Source organism: Sphingorhabdus sp. SMR4y (assembly GCF_002218195.1).
Lineage (GTDB): Bacteria > Pseudomonadota > Alphaproteobacteria > Sphingomonadales > Sphingomonadaceae > Parasphingorhabdus.
Genome location: NZ_CP022336.1, coordinates 1391525 through 1409363 on the forward strand (window position 1 = coordinate 1391525; position 17839 = coordinate 1409363).

At 58.1% G+C, this 17839-nt stretch carries 13 protein-coding genes; 5 read left to right on the forward strand and 8 right to left on the reverse strand.

Annotation, left to right across the window (positions count from 1 at the left end):
* Nucleotides 1-10: 10 nt before the first annotated feature.
* From SPHFLASMR4Y_RS06565 to SPHFLASMR4Y_RS06575, 3 genes are all read right to left on the reverse strand, one after another.
* Complete coding sequence (locus tag SPHFLASMR4Y_RS06565; RefSeq protein ID WP_186266059.1) at nt 11-643, reverse strand: LuxR C-terminal-related transcriptional regulator; 633 nt, start codon at nt 641-643, stop codon at nt 11-13.
* 201 nt (nt 644-844) lie between these two features.
* On the reverse strand, nt 845-4324 hold the full coding sequence (gene putA, locus SPHFLASMR4Y_RS06570; protein WP_089132843.1) for a bifunctional proline dehydrogenase/L-glutamate gamma-semialdehyde dehydrogenase PutA: 3480 nt from the start codon (nt 4322-4324) through the stop codon (nt 845-847).
* A 547-nt stretch (nt 4325-4871) separates the two neighbouring features.
* Nucleotides 4872-5645, reverse strand: coding sequence for an SDR family oxidoreductase (locus SPHFLASMR4Y_RS06575; RefSeq protein WP_089132844.1), 774 nt, complete (start codon nt 5643-5645; stop codon nt 4872-4874).
* Between the two features lie 84 nt (nt 5646-5729).
* Here SPHFLASMR4Y_RS06575 and SPHFLASMR4Y_RS06580 point away from each other — a divergent pair, with 84 nt between their 5' ends.
* Nucleotides 5730-6227 (forward strand): nuclear transport factor 2 family protein, encoded by a 498-nt coding sequence (locus tag SPHFLASMR4Y_RS06580; RefSeq protein WP_089132845.1) that lies wholly within the window; start codon nt 5730-5732, stop codon nt 6225-6227.
* A 58-nt stretch (nt 6228-6285) separates the two neighbouring features.
* Here the strand turns inward: SPHFLASMR4Y_RS06580 and SPHFLASMR4Y_RS06585 are convergent, their stop codons facing one another.
* The 4 genes from SPHFLASMR4Y_RS06585 to SPHFLASMR4Y_RS06600 all read right to left on the reverse strand — a co-directional run bounded on the left by SPHFLASMR4Y_RS06585 (nt 6286) and on the right by SPHFLASMR4Y_RS06600 (nt 9727).
* Nucleotides 6286-7074 carry an SDR family oxidoreductase gene (locus tag SPHFLASMR4Y_RS06585; RefSeq protein ID WP_089134731.1) on the reverse strand — a complete coding sequence of 263 codons (789 nt, stop codon included), beginning with the start codon at nt 7072-7074 and terminating at the stop codon, nt 6286-6288.
* A gap of 174 nt (nt 7075-7248) precedes the next feature.
* Nucleotides 7249-7671 (reverse strand): nucleoside-diphosphate kinase, encoded by a 423-nt coding sequence (ndk, locus tag SPHFLASMR4Y_RS06590; RefSeq protein ID WP_089132846.1) that lies wholly within the window; start codon nt 7669-7671, stop codon nt 7249-7251.
* 117 nt (nt 7672-7788) lie between these two features.
* Nucleotides 7789-8226 carry a DNA polymerase III subunit chi gene (locus SPHFLASMR4Y_RS06595; RefSeq protein WP_089132847.1) on the reverse strand — a complete coding sequence of 146 codons (438 nt, stop codon included), beginning with the start codon at nt 8224-8226 and terminating at the stop codon, nt 7789-7791.
* Nucleotides 8227-8269: 43 nt separating this feature from the next.
* A complete protein-coding gene (locus SPHFLASMR4Y_RS06600; RefSeq protein WP_089132848.1) occupies nt 8270-9727 on the reverse strand; it encodes a leucyl aminopeptidase in 1458 nt (485 codons plus the stop codon).
* Between the two features lie 266 nt (nt 9728-9993).
* On the opposite strand from SPHFLASMR4Y_RS06600, the gene SPHFLASMR4Y_RS06605 reads away from it, so the two are divergent.
* The 4 genes from SPHFLASMR4Y_RS06605 (at nt 9994) to rsmA (ending at nt 15501) form a co-directional block, all read left to right on the forward strand.
* Nucleotides 9994-12207: an LPS-assembly protein LptD gene (locus SPHFLASMR4Y_RS06605; protein WP_089132849.1), complete on the forward strand. Its 2214-nt coding sequence runs from the start codon at nt 9994-9996 to the stop codon at nt 12205-12207.
* Between the two features lie 98 nt (nt 12208-12305).
* Nucleotides 12306-13670, forward strand: a complete 1365-nt coding sequence (locus SPHFLASMR4Y_RS06610) for a peptidylprolyl isomerase (RefSeq protein WP_186266060.1) — start codon at nt 12306-12308, stop codon at nt 13668-13670.
* Nucleotides 13670-14677: a 4-hydroxythreonine-4-phosphate dehydrogenase PdxA gene (pdxA, locus tag SPHFLASMR4Y_RS06615; RefSeq protein WP_089132850.1), complete on the forward strand. Its 1008-nt coding sequence runs from the start codon at nt 13670-13672 to the stop codon at nt 14675-14677. Before SPHFLASMR4Y_RS06610 ends, pdxA begins: the two co-directional genes overlap by 1 nt.
* Nucleotides 14674-15501 (forward strand): 16S rRNA (adenine(1518)-N(6)/adenine(1519)-N(6))-dimethyltransferase RsmA, encoded by an 828-nt coding sequence (gene rsmA, locus SPHFLASMR4Y_RS06620; RefSeq protein ID WP_260807104.1) that lies wholly within the window; start codon nt 14674-14676, stop codon nt 15499-15501. Before pdxA ends, rsmA begins: the two co-directional genes overlap by 4 nt.
* On the opposite strand, the gene SPHFLASMR4Y_RS06625 is transcribed toward rsmA, so the two are convergent.
* On the reverse strand, nt 15498-17603 hold the full coding sequence (locus SPHFLASMR4Y_RS06625) for a malate synthase G (RefSeq protein ID WP_089134733.1): 2106 nt from the start codon (nt 17601-17603) through the stop codon (nt 15498-15500). The genes rsmA and SPHFLASMR4Y_RS06625 overlap by 4 nt on opposite strands.
* Nucleotides 17604-17839: the final 236 nt, after the last annotated feature.

The following is a 17839-nucleotide window of genomic DNA, read 5'->3' on the forward strand; positions in this document are numbered from 1 at the left end:
GACCAGCTGATCACATTCCCGCTTCAACCGCCAGGCGGACCATGTCCGCCGCGCTTGGCACATCCAGCCGCTTCATCAGGATCGACCGATGCATTTTCACGGTTCGCTCGCTGAGGTTCAGTTCGTGGGCAATCTGCTTGTTGAGCAAGCCCTTGGCAATGAACTGCAGCACTTCCCTTTGACGTTTGGACAGGCTTTTGACGATCTCGACAGCCCGCACCCGGCGCGCTTTCGCCAGAGTTGGCACATCAGCATCGATTTCCACCTGCGATCCCAGAAAATATTCCAGCTCGCCCTCTTCGTCAAACAGGGGAGCGACCAGCACTGCATTCTGGAACGGCGTACCATCCTTCTTATAATTCAGAATCTCGACCAGCACGGATTTTTGCTGCCGCACGCCGCGCCTGATCTCCTCGGTCAGCCAAGGTTTGGTTTCCTCGCCGGACAGAAAACGGCAATTGCGACCGATAATGAAATCCCGGTCATAGCCCGTCAGTTCCACGAACGCGTCGTTAGCCGCAACAATCGGATTATCCGGCAAGCGCGGATTGCTGACGACCGAGGCGATCGGACTGTGCTCGATCAGCCCCATGACCGAGGCCGCTGGCAAATCCGATCGAGTAATCGCGATCTGTTTTTTCATGCTCGAATTCTGCTCGCGCTCCATTCGTTCAGGCTACTCTACAAATATGGTTCAAGGCAAGCACGGAGCGCAGCAGGAATACAGCGGCCGTCGCCTGAACCGAGCTGCGGCCCACCCCGTACACATCGCTCTACGTCAGGCGCGACGGCTCTGCTATTCTTGCGGACCGCAACAGCATCATCTTGCCCGCATCCCATATGCTCAGGTCAGCAACGAAACATTGCCTCCCGCGGCGGTCGTATCGATACAGACATGTCGTTCCACCAGACACTGCTGGCCGAAATCCTCTTCGGTGATGATCGGGATCAACCGCCCGTCACGGTTTGCAAGAGCCTTGCGAATGCTGCGTATATCCTCGCTTTCACTCCAGCAGACCACAGCATCAAACCCGGTCAGCGCGGTCAGCGCATCTCGCGGGACAAATCCGTCCAGACTTTGTTCTCCTGTAGCGCCGGGAGCGCAGATCAGTGCCACACATCCCTGCTGCCGCGCCGTTTCTGCCTGCCGTGCAGCATCTTCCGGCGTCGGGCCGAGGCACAATATCGTTCCCCGCGCATAGGTGAACAGCTCGTTCGACTCCCCGGTCGGACCGGGCATCATCTCTGAACCGCGGGGTCGCATGTCGATTGCCGGGAGATCGTCGAGGGCCGCCTGGACCTTCCCGAGGCTCAGGTCGTCACCACGGTCCACTGCCGATACCGGTCTGGCCCCAGCATGGAAGCGCGGCAGATAATGCGGGCCACCGGCTTTGGGGCCGGTGCCGGAAAGCCCCTCCCCGCCAAAGGGCTGCGAGCCGACAACCGCGCCGACCTGGTTACGGTTCACATAGATATTTCCGACCTTCAACGCGCTGGTCAGCTTGTCAATGCGCCGCTCGATCCGCGTCTGCAGGCCAAAGGTCAGACCATAGCCGCGATTGTTGATATCTCCGATGATATTGTCGAGTTCGTTATTTTTGAAGGTCGCAACATGCAGAACCGGACCGAAGATTTCCTCTTCAAGATCGTTAATTCCGTCGACCCTGATAACCGCCGGTCCGACAAAATGGCCTTCATCCGGACAATCCAGCTGCTTCAGCAACCTGCCCTCTTTCCGGGCGGTCGCGACATGATCGCTGATCTTGTCATGTGCCGCCTGATCGATGACCGGCCCGATGTCGGTGGACAGCCACCAGGGATTGCCCATCTCGGTCGCATCCATGGCACCGTAGAGCATGTTCAGAAACGGTTCGGCGACATCTTCGTGGAGATAAAGCACCCGCAATGCGGAACAACGCTGGCCTGCCGACTGAAAAGCCGAAGTTATGATATCGCGAACCGACTGCTCGGGCAAAGCGGTCGAATCCACGATCATGCAGTTCAAACCACCTGTTTCGGCGATCAGCAGCGAGTCCGGCCGCCCGTTTTCGGAGATATTCCGGTTGATTGTCTGCGCGGTTGCGGTCGAACCGGTAAAACAGACGCCGTCGATACGGGCGTCACCGCTGATCGCAGCCCCCACCGTCGCGCCGGCACCCGGCAGCAGTTGCAGGGAAGCGGCAGGTACACCGGCTTCATGAAGCAAATTGGTAGCGAGCGCCGCAATCAGCGGTGTCTGATCCGCCGGTTTCGCCAAGACCCCGTTGCCGGCAGCGAGAGCCGCGGCCACCTGACCGGTAAAAATCGCCAGCGGAAAGTTCCACGGCGAAATGCAGCTTATAATGCCGCGCGGTTCACTATCGGGATATTTCTCCGCTTCCTTGGCATAATAACGCAGAAAATCCACGGCCTCGCGCAATTCCGCGATCGTATCGAACTGCGTTTTGCCGGCCTCCCGCGCCAGCAAGGCAAAAATTTCGCCATGATGAAGTTCGTAAAGATCGGCAGCCCGTCGCAGAATAGCCGCACGTTCTGCGACTGGGGCATCCCAGACGAGCGCATCTTCTATGGCTTCGAGCGCCTGCTTCTCATCTGCTTCGATCACTTCGCCGACCTGCCCATCCACGCGCGCGGGATTTAGTATCTTTCGCGTGGTTCCGCTGGTCACCGGCCGCACGGTGATCGGGGATGAACGCCACAATTTTTCGCCAAATGGCGCGCGTTCCCCGACATAATCGTTCATGTCGGTGCGATTGGCCAGGTCCCAGCCTCGTGAATTGACGCGCTCCGGCTGATAGAGATCAAACGGCTTGATGATCTTGGACTGGCTGGACTGCATGTCGGCCTTCAGCGTCTCGAACGGATCGGTAGCAATCATTTCGGCCGCCACGGCATGGTTGGCGAGCTGGTTCACGAATGATGAATTAGCACCATTTTCAAGCAATCGCCGGACCAGATAGGCGAGCAGTTCGCGGTGCTTGCCAACCGGCGCATAAATACGCGAGCGGACTTTCTCATTACGCAGCAAGGCGTCGTGCAATGTCTCGCCCATGCCGTGCAGCCGCTGGAATTCGAAATCCTGCTGGTTGCCCGCCATCTCCAGAATCGCCGCAACGCTGTGCGCGTTATGCGTTGCGAATTGCGGATAGATGCGATCGGTCATTTTCAGCAACTGCGACGCGCAGCAGATATAGCTGATATCGGTCGCCGATTTGGTGGTGAATACCGGGAAGTCGGGCACCCCGTCCATTTGCGCGCGCTTGATCTCGCTGTCCCAATAAGCACCCTTGACCAGACGAACCATGATCTTTCTGTCGAGCTGGGTGGCCAGCGCATATAACCAGTCGAGCACGAAGCTGGCGCGCTTGCCAAAGGCCTGGACGACGACGCCGAAGCCGTCCCATCCGGCAAGCCGCGGATCGCTGAGCACCATCTCGATCATGTCGAGCGATATGCCCAGACGATAAGCTTCCTCCGCGTCGATATTCAGGCCGACATTGGCATCGCGGGCAGCCCGCGCCAGTTCTCCGACCCGTTCGGCAAGAGCTGGAACCGCATTGGCCTGCTGACTCATCTCGTAGCGGGGGTAGAGCGCCGACAATTTAATCGAAAGCCCGGGATTTTCCCGCAAGTCATCAGATACGGCAACCTTGGCAATCTCATTGATCGCATCGGCATAAGCGGCGAAATATTCATCGGCGCCTTCCTGCGTGATCGCGGCTTCGCCCAGCATGTCATAGGAATAGGTTGCGCCCTTGGCCTTCCATTTCTCCGCCCGCTTCAGAGCCAGCTTCATATCCTCGCCGAGCACGAACTGATTGCCGAGTTCCTTCATCGCCTGGCGCACGGCCAACCGGATGACCGGCTCGCCCAGACGCTTGATTGCCCCGCGCAGGGCGTCCAGCGGTCCGCGGCTTTCCGGCTTGTTTATGACACTGCGCGTCATCTCCAGTGCGTAGGTCGACGCATTGACCAGCGAGCTTTCCGACTGGCCGACATGTTCGCGCCAGTTTGAGGGACCGATCTTGTCTTCAATCAACGCGTCAATCGTCTGGTTGTCCGGCACGCGCAACAGTGCCTCGGCCAGCGTCATCAGCGCCAGCCCCTCATCGGTCGACAGGCCATATTCGCCCAGAAAACTCTCTGTCAAAGTCGGTCCGGAAGCACTTCGCACATCGCGAACAACCTGAATGGCCCGCTCCTGAATCCGCTTGCGGGTCTGCTCGTCCGGCGCAAAGCTGGAAATCAGGTAATCCAGCAGCTCGTTCTCATCGCTGCGGTGGTGCGTCCGAATTTTTTCCCGGTAGTCCATCAGGGTGTTCATGGGGCAACGGCTTTCTAGTAAATTTGATTATTGGTTTCGATCGGGTGAAGAATGTCTTTGTGAGACCGGACGGCGATCGATCACCTGATTCTGCTGATCCGTTCGGCCGGTTAGCAGCAAATATCGCACTTACAGTAACAAAGGCAACCTTTGTGAAATGGCCCGCGCGCGCTTTACACAAACATCCGCTTTTCTTTTCTGTGGACTTTGTCCCAAAGCCTGAGTTTTCCAGACTTTTCGATCCAGCAGCGGCGCTACCAGTGTGACCTTTCGATTTTGCCCCTTACAGACCTATGCGCTTCATACTGGTGCACGAACCCGTCCCTCCTTTCCCGACTGTCCAAGAACCGGGCCAGCACTTCGTGTTGGGCCGGTGGAGAGGATAAGTGATTGGCAAGAATGCAGGAAAGGACTGTTTGCCGCAAACCGCGAGTTTGCACGGCAACGGCCTGCTGGATCCACCCTTACGCAATCAGGCCGCGTGTCCAGTGCAACAGACCATCTGAAAGCACGTTTTTCCTTTATCGAAAAAGCACGCTCGAAATGGTCAGGACACTACACCCTCGACCACCGATTTGGCATTGTCGACCCGGATGGCCGCGCCGTTGATGAACTTGCTTTCCTCGGACGCCAGAAACAGCACGGTATTGGCGATATCATCCGGTTCACCCAGTGCGCTGGGAGCCGGTCCCTCGCTGGAGGGACGAAGATCGTCGCGGCCCATGACCTTGGGGCCAATCGCCTCGACCATCGGGGTCAATATACCGGCGGGATGGACGCTGTTGCAGCGAATATTATATTTGTTGTTTGCACAATGAACGGCGACGCTGCGCGTCAGGCTTTCGATTGCACCCTTGGCCATCGCATAGGCCACGACAATCGGTTCGCCGATGATCGAGGCGATCGAGCACATGTTGATAATCGCTCCGCCACCGGAAGCCTTCATCGCCGGCACCGCATATTTGCATCCGTAAAAGGCACCGTCGGCGCTGACCGCCATCACAAAATTATACTCTTCTGCCGTTTGCGTTTCGATCGTGCCCGGCTCGACCACGCCAGCATTGTTGACCAGAATATCGAGCCGGCCGTGGCGTGAGACAACATCGGCAATCAAATCTTCCCAACCCCGTTCGTCGCGGACATCCTGCAGTTGAAATTCCGCCGCATCGCCGATTTCTGCGGCTACGCGCTTGCCATTTTCCACGTCCATGTCGGTCAGGATGACCGTCGCACCCTCGCGCGCGAATATCCGGGCATCGGCTTCACCCAGCCCCTTGGCCGCGCCTGTTATTATTGCCACTTTGCCTTGCAGTCTGCCCATGCTCTATCTCCTCAACAGTCATTGCGGTGAAGGCTAGGACCAGAGTCGAATTATAACGACTGACAAAATGAGGAGACAACAGGAATGTACACTTTGGAACAGCTGTCGGCCCGCGAAGAGATTCGCGATATCCTGCACCGCTATTGCAAGGGGATTGATCGCCGCGACTGGCCGCTCGTGCGCTCCTGCTTTGCCGACGACCATGTCCACAAACATGGTGATTATGAAGGGCCACCCGATGAATTTATCGGCTTTGCCAGTGAGACGCTAAAGAATATTCCCGGCACCCATCATTCGATCTCGAATGTTCACATCGACCTGTCCGAAGACGGAGAAAGCGCCACAACCGAAGCCAATTTCGTCGCCTATCACTATATTGAGGCCGGCAATCCGGACTTCCATGCGTGCCACGGCAGCAGCAAAGCCACCGACTGGATCGTCGCTGGCCGTTATTGCGACCGGCTGGAGCGGCGCGACGGCGCGTGGATCATTGTAAAGCGCGAAGCCTTCCACGACTGGGAACGCTCGGAAGAAGCAACGGCGGCGGCGATAACCGAAGGGCATCACGCAGCGGCTGGCTAGCTTTGCTGCTGCCCCGGGCTCCGGCGCAATTTTCAGGGAGAACGTCGGGCTGCAGGCTCTAAACCAGCAGATAGCCGCCATCGACCGTTATGATCTCTCCGGTCATGAACGCTCCGGCGTTGCTGGCCAACAACAGTGCCGGTCCCATGATATCCTCATCATGCCCCCAGCGGTGCAGCGGGATCATTGCGATTTCCCGCTCATATTGCTCTTTATCCTGCTCGACCAGGCTGGTCATTTTGGAATGGAAACGTCCCGGTGCGATCGCGTTCACCCGGATATGATCATCAGCCAAGAGACTGGCCATATTGCGGGTGAGCTGATGAATGGCGGCCTTGGACGTACCATAGCTGATCCCGCTTGCGGCGCTTCCCATGATTCCGGCTATCGATCCGATATTGATGACGGAAGCGCTCTTTTCTGGGGTTGCACCTGCCTTCAACAGGGGCAAAAGCTGCTGGGTGAGGAAGAACGGCGTTTTCACATTCAGGTCCATGACCTTGTCCCAGCCGATTTCGGGGAATTCTTCTATCGATGCCGTCCAGCCGGTCCCGGCGTTATTGACCAGCACATCAATATGGTCTTCCCGTTCTGCCAGCGCGGTCGCGAAGGCTGCAATTTGTTCTCCGTTGCTCATATCACCGGGCAGCGCAACACATTCGCCATGCTCATTCAGAGCGGACAATTCCTCGGCGGTCTGCCCGCATTCTTCAGGCTTTCGAGCCGTGACATAGACCCGTTTGGCGCCTGCCTGCAGAAAGGATCGCGCCATGGCTTTTCCAAGACCCCTGGAGCCTCCAGTGATCACGCAGATTTTGTCCTGCATCGAAAATAGATTGAGCGTCATGAGGGATCCTTCTTTCATATCAGCCGCAAGTTTGGGGACAGGCTACACGCAAATCCGATCGATTGTCAGGAAGTTTCGATCGGACCGATCGTCCTTGCCTTGTCCAAGGCCGAAAAAAGCCCGGCTGCAAGAGCTGCAACCGGGCATTTTTTTATAGTCAGAAATGCGTCCGGACTAGCCGACGATTTCGTCTTCGTTGAAGAAATAGGCGATTTCGATCGCTGCATTTTCTTCGCTGTCCGAACCATGGACGGTGTTGGCTTCGAGGCTTTCGGCCAGTTCCTTGCGGATCGTGCCGGGAGCGGCGTCTGCAGGATTGGTCGCGCCCATGATGTCGCGGTTGGCCTGCATCGCATTCTCGCCTTCAAGAACCTGTACGACGCACGGGCCGCTGATCATGAAATCGACCAGTTCGCCGAAGAACGGGCGTTCCTTGTGCACCGCGTAAAAGCCTTCGGCCTGTTCGCGGGTCATGTGGATGCGCTTGGATGCGACGACGCGCAGGCCAGCGTCTTCCAGCATCTTGGTAACGGCGCCGGTAATGTTGCGGCGGGTAGCGTCGGGTTTAATGATCGAAAATGTCCGTGTCACGGCCATGATAAAGCTCCATAAATATAGGGATAGTCAAAAGTTGCGCCGCCCTTAGCCGCTGCACTGCACCATGGCAAGTTTTCGATGGTGTCGCGTCCGTCTTGGCGCTCAATTGCGCAGCATTCAGGGACCCTCGACCCAGCGACCACCGTCCTGCTTCCAGTAGCGCGGGGTGACATCTGCCCGGGCCGTCATATCCCGCCAGACGGTTCGGGCATGGTCGATCTGGTCCGGGGTGAACAGGAAGAAGGCGCGCTCGAAATCCAGCGCACCGTCCCGCCACAAGCCGTCGGACAGAACGATATACGATGCTCCGTTTGCCGCCTCGCACCGATCGGAAATCAGGATCGGCTGGTCAGCCTCTTGCTCGGATCCGGCAAGATCGTGCGCGAGAAAACTGACCGGATCGGCACTCCACAGGGCATCACTCAGCGTGGCGCAGCGGTCTTCGTCCGGTGCCAGCAGTAACAGTCTTTTCCCGACATCCAGCGACTTGCTCGCCAGCATTGGCACCAGTTTATCTGCCGGATCGCGGGTCAGGTGATAGAAATCAACCTGCACCGCGCACCTTTCCAGCCTGAGCTCGCCGCATGACTAAACCGCATCAATCTTCGAGATTATCGGCAACATACTGGTTGAGCAGGCGCACACCATAGCCGGTCGCACCCTTGTCCCAGACCGGGCTGGGCTTGTCCGCCCAGACCATGCCAGCGATATCGAGATGCGCCCATTTCACGCCGTCCTTGACGAACCGCTTGAGGAACTGCGCCGCCGTAATCGAACCCGCCCCGCGCGGTCCGACATTCTTCATATCGGCTATCGGGGAGTTGATCAGCTTGTCGTAAGCCGGACCAACCGGAAGCCGCCAGAGCGGATCACCGGCATCCTTGCCCGCATCTATAAGGTCTTCTGCAAGATCATCGTCATTGCTGAAACACCCGGCGTGTTCGTTGCCCAATGCAATGATCATCGCCCCGGTCAGGGTCGCGAGATCGATCAATACTTCCGGTTTGAACGTCTCCTGCGTCCAGTGCATTGCATCGCACAGTACCAGGCGTCCTTCGGCATCGGTATTGATCACTTCAATCGTCTGGCCGTTCATGCTGGTGACCACGTCACCCGGGCGCTGCGCCTTGCCGTCCGGCATATTTTCGACCAGCCCGCAAACACCGACAACATGCGCCTTGGCCTTGCGGCCAGCCAGCGCCTTCATGGTTCCCGCAACGGCGCCAGCGCCGCCCATATCCCATTTCATCTCTTCCATACCGGCGCCCGGTTTCAGGGAAATCCCGCCGGTATCAAAGGTCACGCCCTTGCCCACCAGCGCGAGCGGTTTTTCCTGTTCGCCATTGGTGCCGTCCCAGCGCATGGCCAGCAGCCGCGGCGGACGTTCGGACCCTTGCGAAACACCGAGAAGCGCGCCCATGCCGAGTTTTTCCATCTCGTCCCAGCCGAGCACGGTGAATTCGACGCCAAGCTCTTTCAGCTCCTCGCAGCGGGCGACGAAGCTTTCCGGATAAATAGCATTTGCCGGTTCGGCGACCAGCTCGCGGGTCAGGGCGACACCATCAGCAACAGCGGACAGGTCCGTCCAGGCTTTGGCTGTTTCCAGATCCTGATCGAGTACCGTGATCGTCTGCAGCGTCACCTTCTGCTTTTCCGGCATGGTCGTCCGATATTTGTCATGCCGCCAACTGCGCAATTTTGCGCCGAACAGCAGCCTGGCCAGACGGTCGTCATCGAGACCGGACGGTTCGATGATCGCATGTTTCGCACCGGAAGCAAGAATTTTTGCGATCGCCGAACCACCCGCCGATTCTGCATTGCTGGCCTTGCCATTGCCCAATCCAGTCAAAATGACCCGCACAACATGGTTCGCCTCGGTTACGAACGTTTCAAATACTTCACCCAGCTTGCCGGCAAATCGTGCGGCCTTTGCGCCCGCCTTGACGAGATACGCCTGCTCGAGATTGAGTTCACAATCGTCCAGTCCATTTTCGGCAATTGCAAAGATAATGGCATCAGCATCGGCGGGCCGCTCGTTGGCAAAGATGAAATTCATGGAAAACTGTCCCTATTTTTAAGTTTTGAGGAGTGAAACGCCCGATTGGCTCACTCGTCGATCCGACTCATCGATGAACGGACCGACATTATCCTGTCGTGAGCCGTTGCTGCACCGTCTTGGTTTTTCGGTCAAGCATCTGTTCATCAGAATATGGCAAAGAAAATTTGCAGACAGGGCAATCTGGTGCAATAGGCGTTCGGAATGTGGACAGTGCGATATTCAATGCCGTCCGAAATGGGGCTAAAAGCAGGTTGAGCCAGTCGATGAAATCTTCATTCGCCCTTTTAACCCTGAGTTTGGCCGCGGTGCATCCGGTCGCCGCGACAGCCCAGTCACAAAATGACGATGCAGTTTCGTCCGATCAGCAAGCCGAAGAGATCGAATTCAGTGCCGATGGCATTGATTATGATTTCGAGAATGACCTGGTCACGGCCGAGGGCAATGTATTGCTCAATCGCGACGGATATCAACTGCGCGCTGATCAGGTTGTCTGGAACCGGCAGACCGGCGCCGTCGTGGCGGAGGGCAATATAAAGTCGACGAGTCCCGATGGCGACGTCGCTTATGGTGATCGCATCGAATTGACCGACAGCCTGCGCGATGGTGCTGTCGACAATCTCCTGCTTGTGCTGGAAGATGGCAGCCGTCTGGCGGCGCGGCGCAGCGAACGCTTCGTCGACGGCTCGGTCGCGCTACACAATGCAGCTTATACGGCATGTGCGGTCACGACCGAAGAAGGATGCCCGAAGAATCCAAGCTGGCAAATCAAAGCCGTGAAGGTGATTTACGATCCGGTCCGGAAGCGCGTTAAATATCAGGGTGCGCGAATCGAGATTTTCGGATTGCCGGTCATTCCCCTGCCCGGGCTTTCCCATCCGGTGAGTGATGAAAACCGCAGCGGTATCCTCGTTCCTGATATTAAATTCGATACGGTCAACGGCATGGGTATCACTGTGCCTTATTATTTCAGCATAGCGCCCAATCAGGATGCAACGGTTACTGCGCAGGTCTTTACCGATGTCGCCCCGCTGGTCAGCGGCACTTTTCGCAGCCTTGATGACAAAGGCGCTTTCCAGCTCACCGGATATGCCACCTATGGTTCGCGCATTCCGACCGGTGCAACCCAGGCCGTGCCCAACGCCGAGAAGGATTTCCGCGGCTATTTCGCGACCAGCGGCCGCTTCCGGCTTGATGACGAGTGGACCATTTCGCAATCCGCCCGCATCGTTTCCGACCGCACATTTCTGCGGCGTTATGACATTAGCGATGACGACAGCCTGCGCTCGACGATCAATGTCGAGCGGATCAGCAACAGCAGCTATTTCTCGCTGGCCGGCTGGGCATTCCAGACATTGCGGGTGAATGACCCGCAAAACCGGGTCCCGGTGGCCCTGCCGGTAATCGATTATCGCAAGCGGTTCGATGACCCCATCCTTGGGGGCCGACTTGAGGTACAGGCAAACAGTCTGGCAATCGGGCGCTCCGAGGGTCAGGACACGCAGCGTGCATTCGGTTCTGCTCGCTGGGACATGAGGAAGCTCACCGACTGGGGGCAGGATATCACCCTGACCGGCCTTGTCCGCGGCGATGTATATCATAGTGACGACAATGCTCTCAATGACACGGCGATCTATCGCGGCCAGAGCGGTTGGCAGACCCGCGCCATAGCCACGGCGGCGATTGACGTGAAATGGCCGCTGATCGGCGAAGCCTTTGGTGGCACCCAGACGATCACGCCCCGTTTTCAGATCGTCGCGACACCGGCCTTGGCCAACCTCTCGGTTCCCAACGAAGATTCCCGCGCCGTCGATCTCGAGGACACAAACCTGTTTTCTCTTAACCGCTTCCCCGGCTATGATCGCTATGAAGACAATGTCCGGGCAACCTACGGAATGGAATGGGAAATCAATCGTCCCAATTTGCAGGTAAACATGATTGTCGGCCAGAGCTACCGGCTGGAGAACAACAATAATATCGTTCCTGAAGGCACTGGCCTGTCAGACCGGTTCTCCGATATTGTCGGACGCACCAACGTCCGGTTTAAGGATATCGTCAAATTCACTCATCGCTTCCGGCTCGACAAGGATAATCTGGCGATCCGGCGGAACGAGATCGATGCAACCATTGGTTCGAAAGAAACCTATGCCCAGGTCGGCTATCTCCGTCTGAACCGGAATATCGGACTAGACCTGGAAGATTTGCGAGACCGCGAGGAAGTGCGCGCTGGCGGCCGCTATCAGATAGACAATTACTGGTCCGTATTCGGTTCGGCGATCATCGACCTGACTGATCGGAGCGAGGATCCGATATCGGTGGCAGACGGTTTTGCTCCCGTGCGCCACCGGCTGGGCATCGCCTATGATGACGGCTGTCTCTCCATGGGTGTGACCTGGCGCTATGATTATGAAGATACCGGAGACGCGCGAAGTGGCAGTACCTTCCTGTTCCGGCTGGCCTTGCGCAATCTGGGCGTGTAAAGGTCTTTCAAACAGGTCGGCCCACTCATCCTGGGTTCAGCAGATATTTGCTATTTGCTTCGTAAAATTTACTCTGTGTAGTTGAGAAGAAACAAAAAATGAATGTATTGAGCATGAAAATCCAGGGTTTCAAGACCAAGGCTATCCTGATCGCCGCGCTTGCCGTGGCTGGGGCGTCACCGTCGGTCAGCCAGACCGTCGCGGATGCGTCGTTGCCGCAAACCGGACTGGATATTCCGGACGAATTGACAATATTCGGTGACAATGATCCGAACGTCCGTCGCGCAACTGCAATCGTTAACGGCGACATTATCACCGGCACCGACGTCGGCCATCGCCTTGCCCTGATCGTTGCGGCCAATGGTGGCGACGTTGCGGAGGAAGAGAAACAGCGGCTGCGGCTTCAGGTATTGCGCAACCTGATCGATGAAACGCTGCAGATTCAGGAAGCCGAAGCCAATGAAATCGTCATAGCGCCAGAGGAAGTGGAGGCCACTTTCCGTCAGGTTGCGCAGCAGAATTTCAAGCAGGACCTCGGTGCATTCGACGAATATTTGCGTTCTCAGGGATCCTCCGCGGACACGCTGAAACGCCAGATCAAGGGCGAACTGGCATGGAGCCGTCTGCTCCGTCGCAACATCCAGCCGTTCATCAACGTCGGCGATGAAGAGGTTAACGCCATTATCGAACGGCTGAATGCCTCCAAGGGCACCAGCGAGTTTCGTATCGGTGAGATCTATATGTCGGCAAATCAGGAAACCGCCGAGCAGGTTGCCGGAAATATGCTCAAGATTCTGGAGCAGATCCGTGCGGGTGGTTCCTTCGTTGCCTACGCCCGCCAGTTTTCGGAAGCTTCCACCGCGGCGACCGGCGGCGATCTGGGCTGGGTTCGTCCGGCACAGCTGCCGCCAACACTCGCCCAGGCTGCGGAGCAGATGCAGGTCGGACAAGTCGTCGGCCCGATCGAAGTGCCCGGCGGATTTTCCATTCTTTACCTGATCGATTCGCGACAGGTGCTGACCGCAGATCCGCGCAACGCGCTGCTCAGCCTCAAACAGCTGGCGATAGACTTCCCGGCCGGCGTCACCGAAGCACAGGCCTCTGCGCGAGCTGCAAAATTTGCCTCGGAAACGCAGGCTATCAAGGGCTGCGGTGCGGCCAATGAAGTGGCTGCCAAACTCGGCGCCAGTGTGGTCGATAACGATCAGGTGAGACTCCGCGACCTTCCGGCCGCCTTGCAGGGCGCCATCGGACAGCTGCAAATCGGTCAGGCAAGTCAGCCATTCGGTTCTGTCGAGGACGGTGTCCGGGTTCTGATTCTCTGCGGGCGGGATGATCCGCAAAGCGCGGCGGCGCCGTCGTTTGATGCGATCATGTCACGACTGGAAAATGACCGGATCAACAAGCGGGCCCAGATCTATCTGCGCGACCTGAGGCGCGACGCCATCATCGAATATAATTAATGGTCAACGGAAACGCCAAGCCCTTTGCGGTGTCATGCGGCGATCCGGCTGGTGTCGGTCCAGAGATTATCGGCAAGAGCTGGCAACAGCGGGTAGAGGCTGGTCTTAAGCCATTTTTCGTAATCGGCAATTTTGCCGATTTCGAGAATCTCGCCGATGTACCGGCGCGGAAAATCGAACAGCCTTCCGAGGCTGGCGATATTTTTGACCAGGCCTTGCCGGTGTTCCACATCCATGAAGCTGACGCTGCTGTTCCGGGCCAGGCGACTTTGGATAGCGCGCAATGCTCGCTGCACGCGCTGGAGATTGCCTGCGGCCTGACACGATCCGGCGATGCTGGTGCAGTGATCACCGCGCCGGTGTCGAAAACCCAGCTTTACAAGATCGGCTTTCGCTATCCGGGTCAGACGGAATTTGTATCGGAACGTTGCGGTATCGCGCGAGAGAATGCCGTGATGATGCTGGCGGGACCAAGCTTGCGGGTCATTCCGATGACCACGCATATCGCTCTGGCGGACGTCCAGGACCAGTTGACCGGGCCGTTGATCATGGCCCGCGCCCGCGCCGCCGAGAAAGCGATGATCCGCAATTTTGGCATCGAGAAACCCCGCATAGCGGTGGCGGGGCTCAATCCGCATGCCGGCGAGAATGGCAATCTTGGTGATGAAGAGCAGCGGGTCATGCAGCCGGCGATTGACGAACTTCGCAAAGAAGGGTTGGACATCAGCGATCCGATGCCTGCCGACACGATGTTTCACGAGGAAGCCCGGCAGCAATATGACGTCGCGCTCTGTCCCTATCATGACCAGGCCCTGATACCGCTCAAGACCCTGCATTTCTTCGACGGGGTCAATATCACGCTCGGCCTTCCGATCGTGCGCACTTCGCCCGATCACGGCACTGCATTCAATATCGCGGGACGGGGCATTGCCGACCCGCGATCTATGATCGCGGCGATCCAGATGGCGGCCACCGCCGTCGCCAACCGACAGTTGTACGACCTTTGAACCAGCCGGTTGCCCTGCCCCCGCTGCGGGAGGTGATCAAGAAACATGGCCTGACCGCGAGCAAGGCGCTGGGCCAGAATTTCCTGTTCGACATGCAGCTTCTCGACCGGATCGCTGCCGTCCCCGGCAGTCTCGACGACCAGCCCGTCTTCGAGGTCGGCCCCGGTCCCGGTGGTCTGACGCGCGCCCTGTTGCAGGCAGGCGCGAAAGTAACCGCAGTGGAACGGGACGAACGCTGCCTGCCCGCCCTGTCCGAACTGGCCGACCATTTCCCCGGCAAGCTGACGCTGATCAACGAGGATGCGCTGGCGCTCGATCATGGCAGCCTGTTCGATAGTCCGTTCCATATCCTGTCCAACCTGCCCTATAATGTCGGGTCGGCGCTGCTGGTCAAATGGCTGTCGGCCCCGCAATGGCCGCCGCAATGGCAATCGCTGACCCTGATGTTCCAGCGCGAGGTCGCCGACCGGATCGTCGCCCAGCCGGGGTCGAGCGCCTATGGCCGCCTGTCGATCCTCGCCCAGTGGCGCAGCACGGCGAAGCTCGCGATGACCGTCCACCGCTCGGCCTTCACGCCACCACCGAAGGTCATGTCGGCGGTCGTCCATATTGTTCCCGCGGCGCAGCCCGAAGGCGTCGATTTTACCAAGCTGGAAGTCCTGACCCAGACCGCATTCAGCCAGCGCCGGAAAATGCTGCGCCAAAGCCTGAAAAAACTGCCCGGCGGTCTCGAAGCGCTCGAGCAGGCCGGCATTGATGGCCAGCGCCGGCCTGAAACACTCGCGGTTTCCGAGTTCGTCGAACTCGCCAGACTGCTCTCCTAGCCGACGGCTTTCAGCTTCTGCCGGTAAGCGTGCAGCAACGGCTCGGTATAGCCGCTGGGCTGGTCGACACCCTTGAACACAAGATCGCGCGCCGCCTGGAACGCGAAGCTCGCATCCGGGTTGGATGCCATAGGCCGGTAGAGCGGATCGCCCGCATTTTGCGCATCCACCTTGGCTGCCATGCGCAGCAAGGCCGCATCGACCTGCTCGGCCGAGCAGACGCCGTGCAGCATCCAGTTGGCCATATGCTGCGATGAAATCCGCAAAGTCGCGCGGTCCTCCATCAAACCGACGTCATTGATGTCCGGCACCTTGGAACAACCGATCCCCTGATCGATCCAGCGCACGACATAGCCCAATATGCCCTGCGCATTATTGTCGAGCTCGTGTTCGATTTCCGTGTCCGACCAGTTGTGGCCCTCGGCGAGCGGCACGCTCAGCAATTTGTCGAGCGGCGCTATGCCGTCCGCTGCGACCTCTTTCTGACGGTCGAAGACATTGACCCGGTGATAGTGGATCGCGTGCAGCGTCGCCGCCGTCGGGCTGGGCACCCAGGCGGTGTTGGCACCGGTCATCGGATGGCCGATTTTCTGCTCCATCATGTCGGCCATCATGTCGGGCGCGGCCCACATGCCCTTGCCAATCTGTGCCTTGCCGGACATGCCGCAGGCCAGGCCGATGGCGACGTTGCGCTGTTCATAGGCGGTGATCCAGTCACTTGTCTTGATATCACCCTTGGCCAGCATCGCGCCCGCCTGCATCGAGGTGTGGATTTCGTCACCGGTCCGGTCGAGGAAACCGGTGTTGATGAACACGACCCGGTCCTTCACCGCATGGATACAGGCCGCGAGATTGGCCGACGTGCGGCGTTCCTCGTCCATCACACCCACCTTGAGCGTATTGCGGTCGAGGCCCAGCAGATCTTCCACCGCATCAAACAGATCATTGGTGAAGGCGCATTCTTCCGGCCCGTGCATCTTCGGCTTCACGATATAGATCGACCCGGCGCGGCTGTTGCGCAATTCGCCCAGCCCCTTGATATCGTGCATCGCGATCAGGCTGGTGAACACGCCGTCAAGCAGGCCTTCCGGCGCTTCCGAACCGTCGGCCAGCAACACCGCAGGGTTGGTCATCAGATGCCCGACATTGCGGACAAACATCAGGCTGCGGCCCGGCAGGGTGAATGGCTTGCCGTCCAGATCGACATAGTCACGATCCGGATTGGCCTTGCGCTCGACCGTTTTGCCGCCCTTTTCAAAGGACGCATCGAGGTCGCCCCGCATCAGGCCGAGCCAGTTGCTGTAGGCCAGTGTCTTGTCTTCGGCATCCACCGCCGCGACCGAGTCCTCCATGTCGATAATCGTCGTCAGCGCTGCTTCCAACAGGACATCGGCGATATGAGCCGGATCGTCCTTGCCGATCGGGTGGGCCGGGTCGACCACCACTTCGGCGTGCAGCCCATTATGCTTGAGCAGCAGCGATTGTCCGTTGCGGCCAACAAGCTGCGAGGGATCGGCCAGACCGATTTCACCACCGGCATAGTCGGCCCATGATCCGCCTGAAAGCGGGAAGGCTTCGTCGAGGAACGCCTTGGCCGCCGTGATCACGGCAGCGCCGCGTTCCGGATCATAACCACCTGGCTTGGCCGGGGGCGCGTCAAGGGCATCGGTGCCATAGAAAGCGTCATAAAGGCTGCCCCAGCGCGCATTGGCCGCGTTCAGAACGAACCGGTCATTGAGCGAGGGCACGACCAGTTGCGGTCCGGCCATGGTCGCGATTTCGGGATCGACATTCTCTGTGGTGATAGAAAAAGCCGCCGGCTCTTCAACCAGATAGCCGATGCTTCTGAGAAAGGCCTGATATTCAGCCTGATCAATCGGCTGGCCTTTGTGGTCAATATGCCACGCATCAATCTGCGCCTGAATATCTTCGCGCTTGGCAAGCAATTCCGCATTACGCGGCGCAAATTTGCCCAGCAATTCGGCAAATCCGGCCCAGAATTTTTCCGGATCCACCCCGGTTCCCGGCAAGGCGCGATCGTTGACAAAGTCAAACAGCTCCCGCGCGATCTGGATTTGGTTTTGGCTGACATATTCGGACATGATAATTCCTCGTTCAAATGCATTGACCCGCAGCATAGAATCTACGCCGGGACCGTTCAAATTGTTCCGGGGAGGAATCGCCGCCGTCTATGACGCCTCTTTTTCGCCCTGTAAATGGGATGGGCTATCGGAACGGCGAAAAAGGATATTCCCGGAGTTGATCTTGACAAACTTTACACTGTTATGAAAATTTTTCCTTCTCTTGAGGATATTTATAGCAAGGCGGACCAAATCAC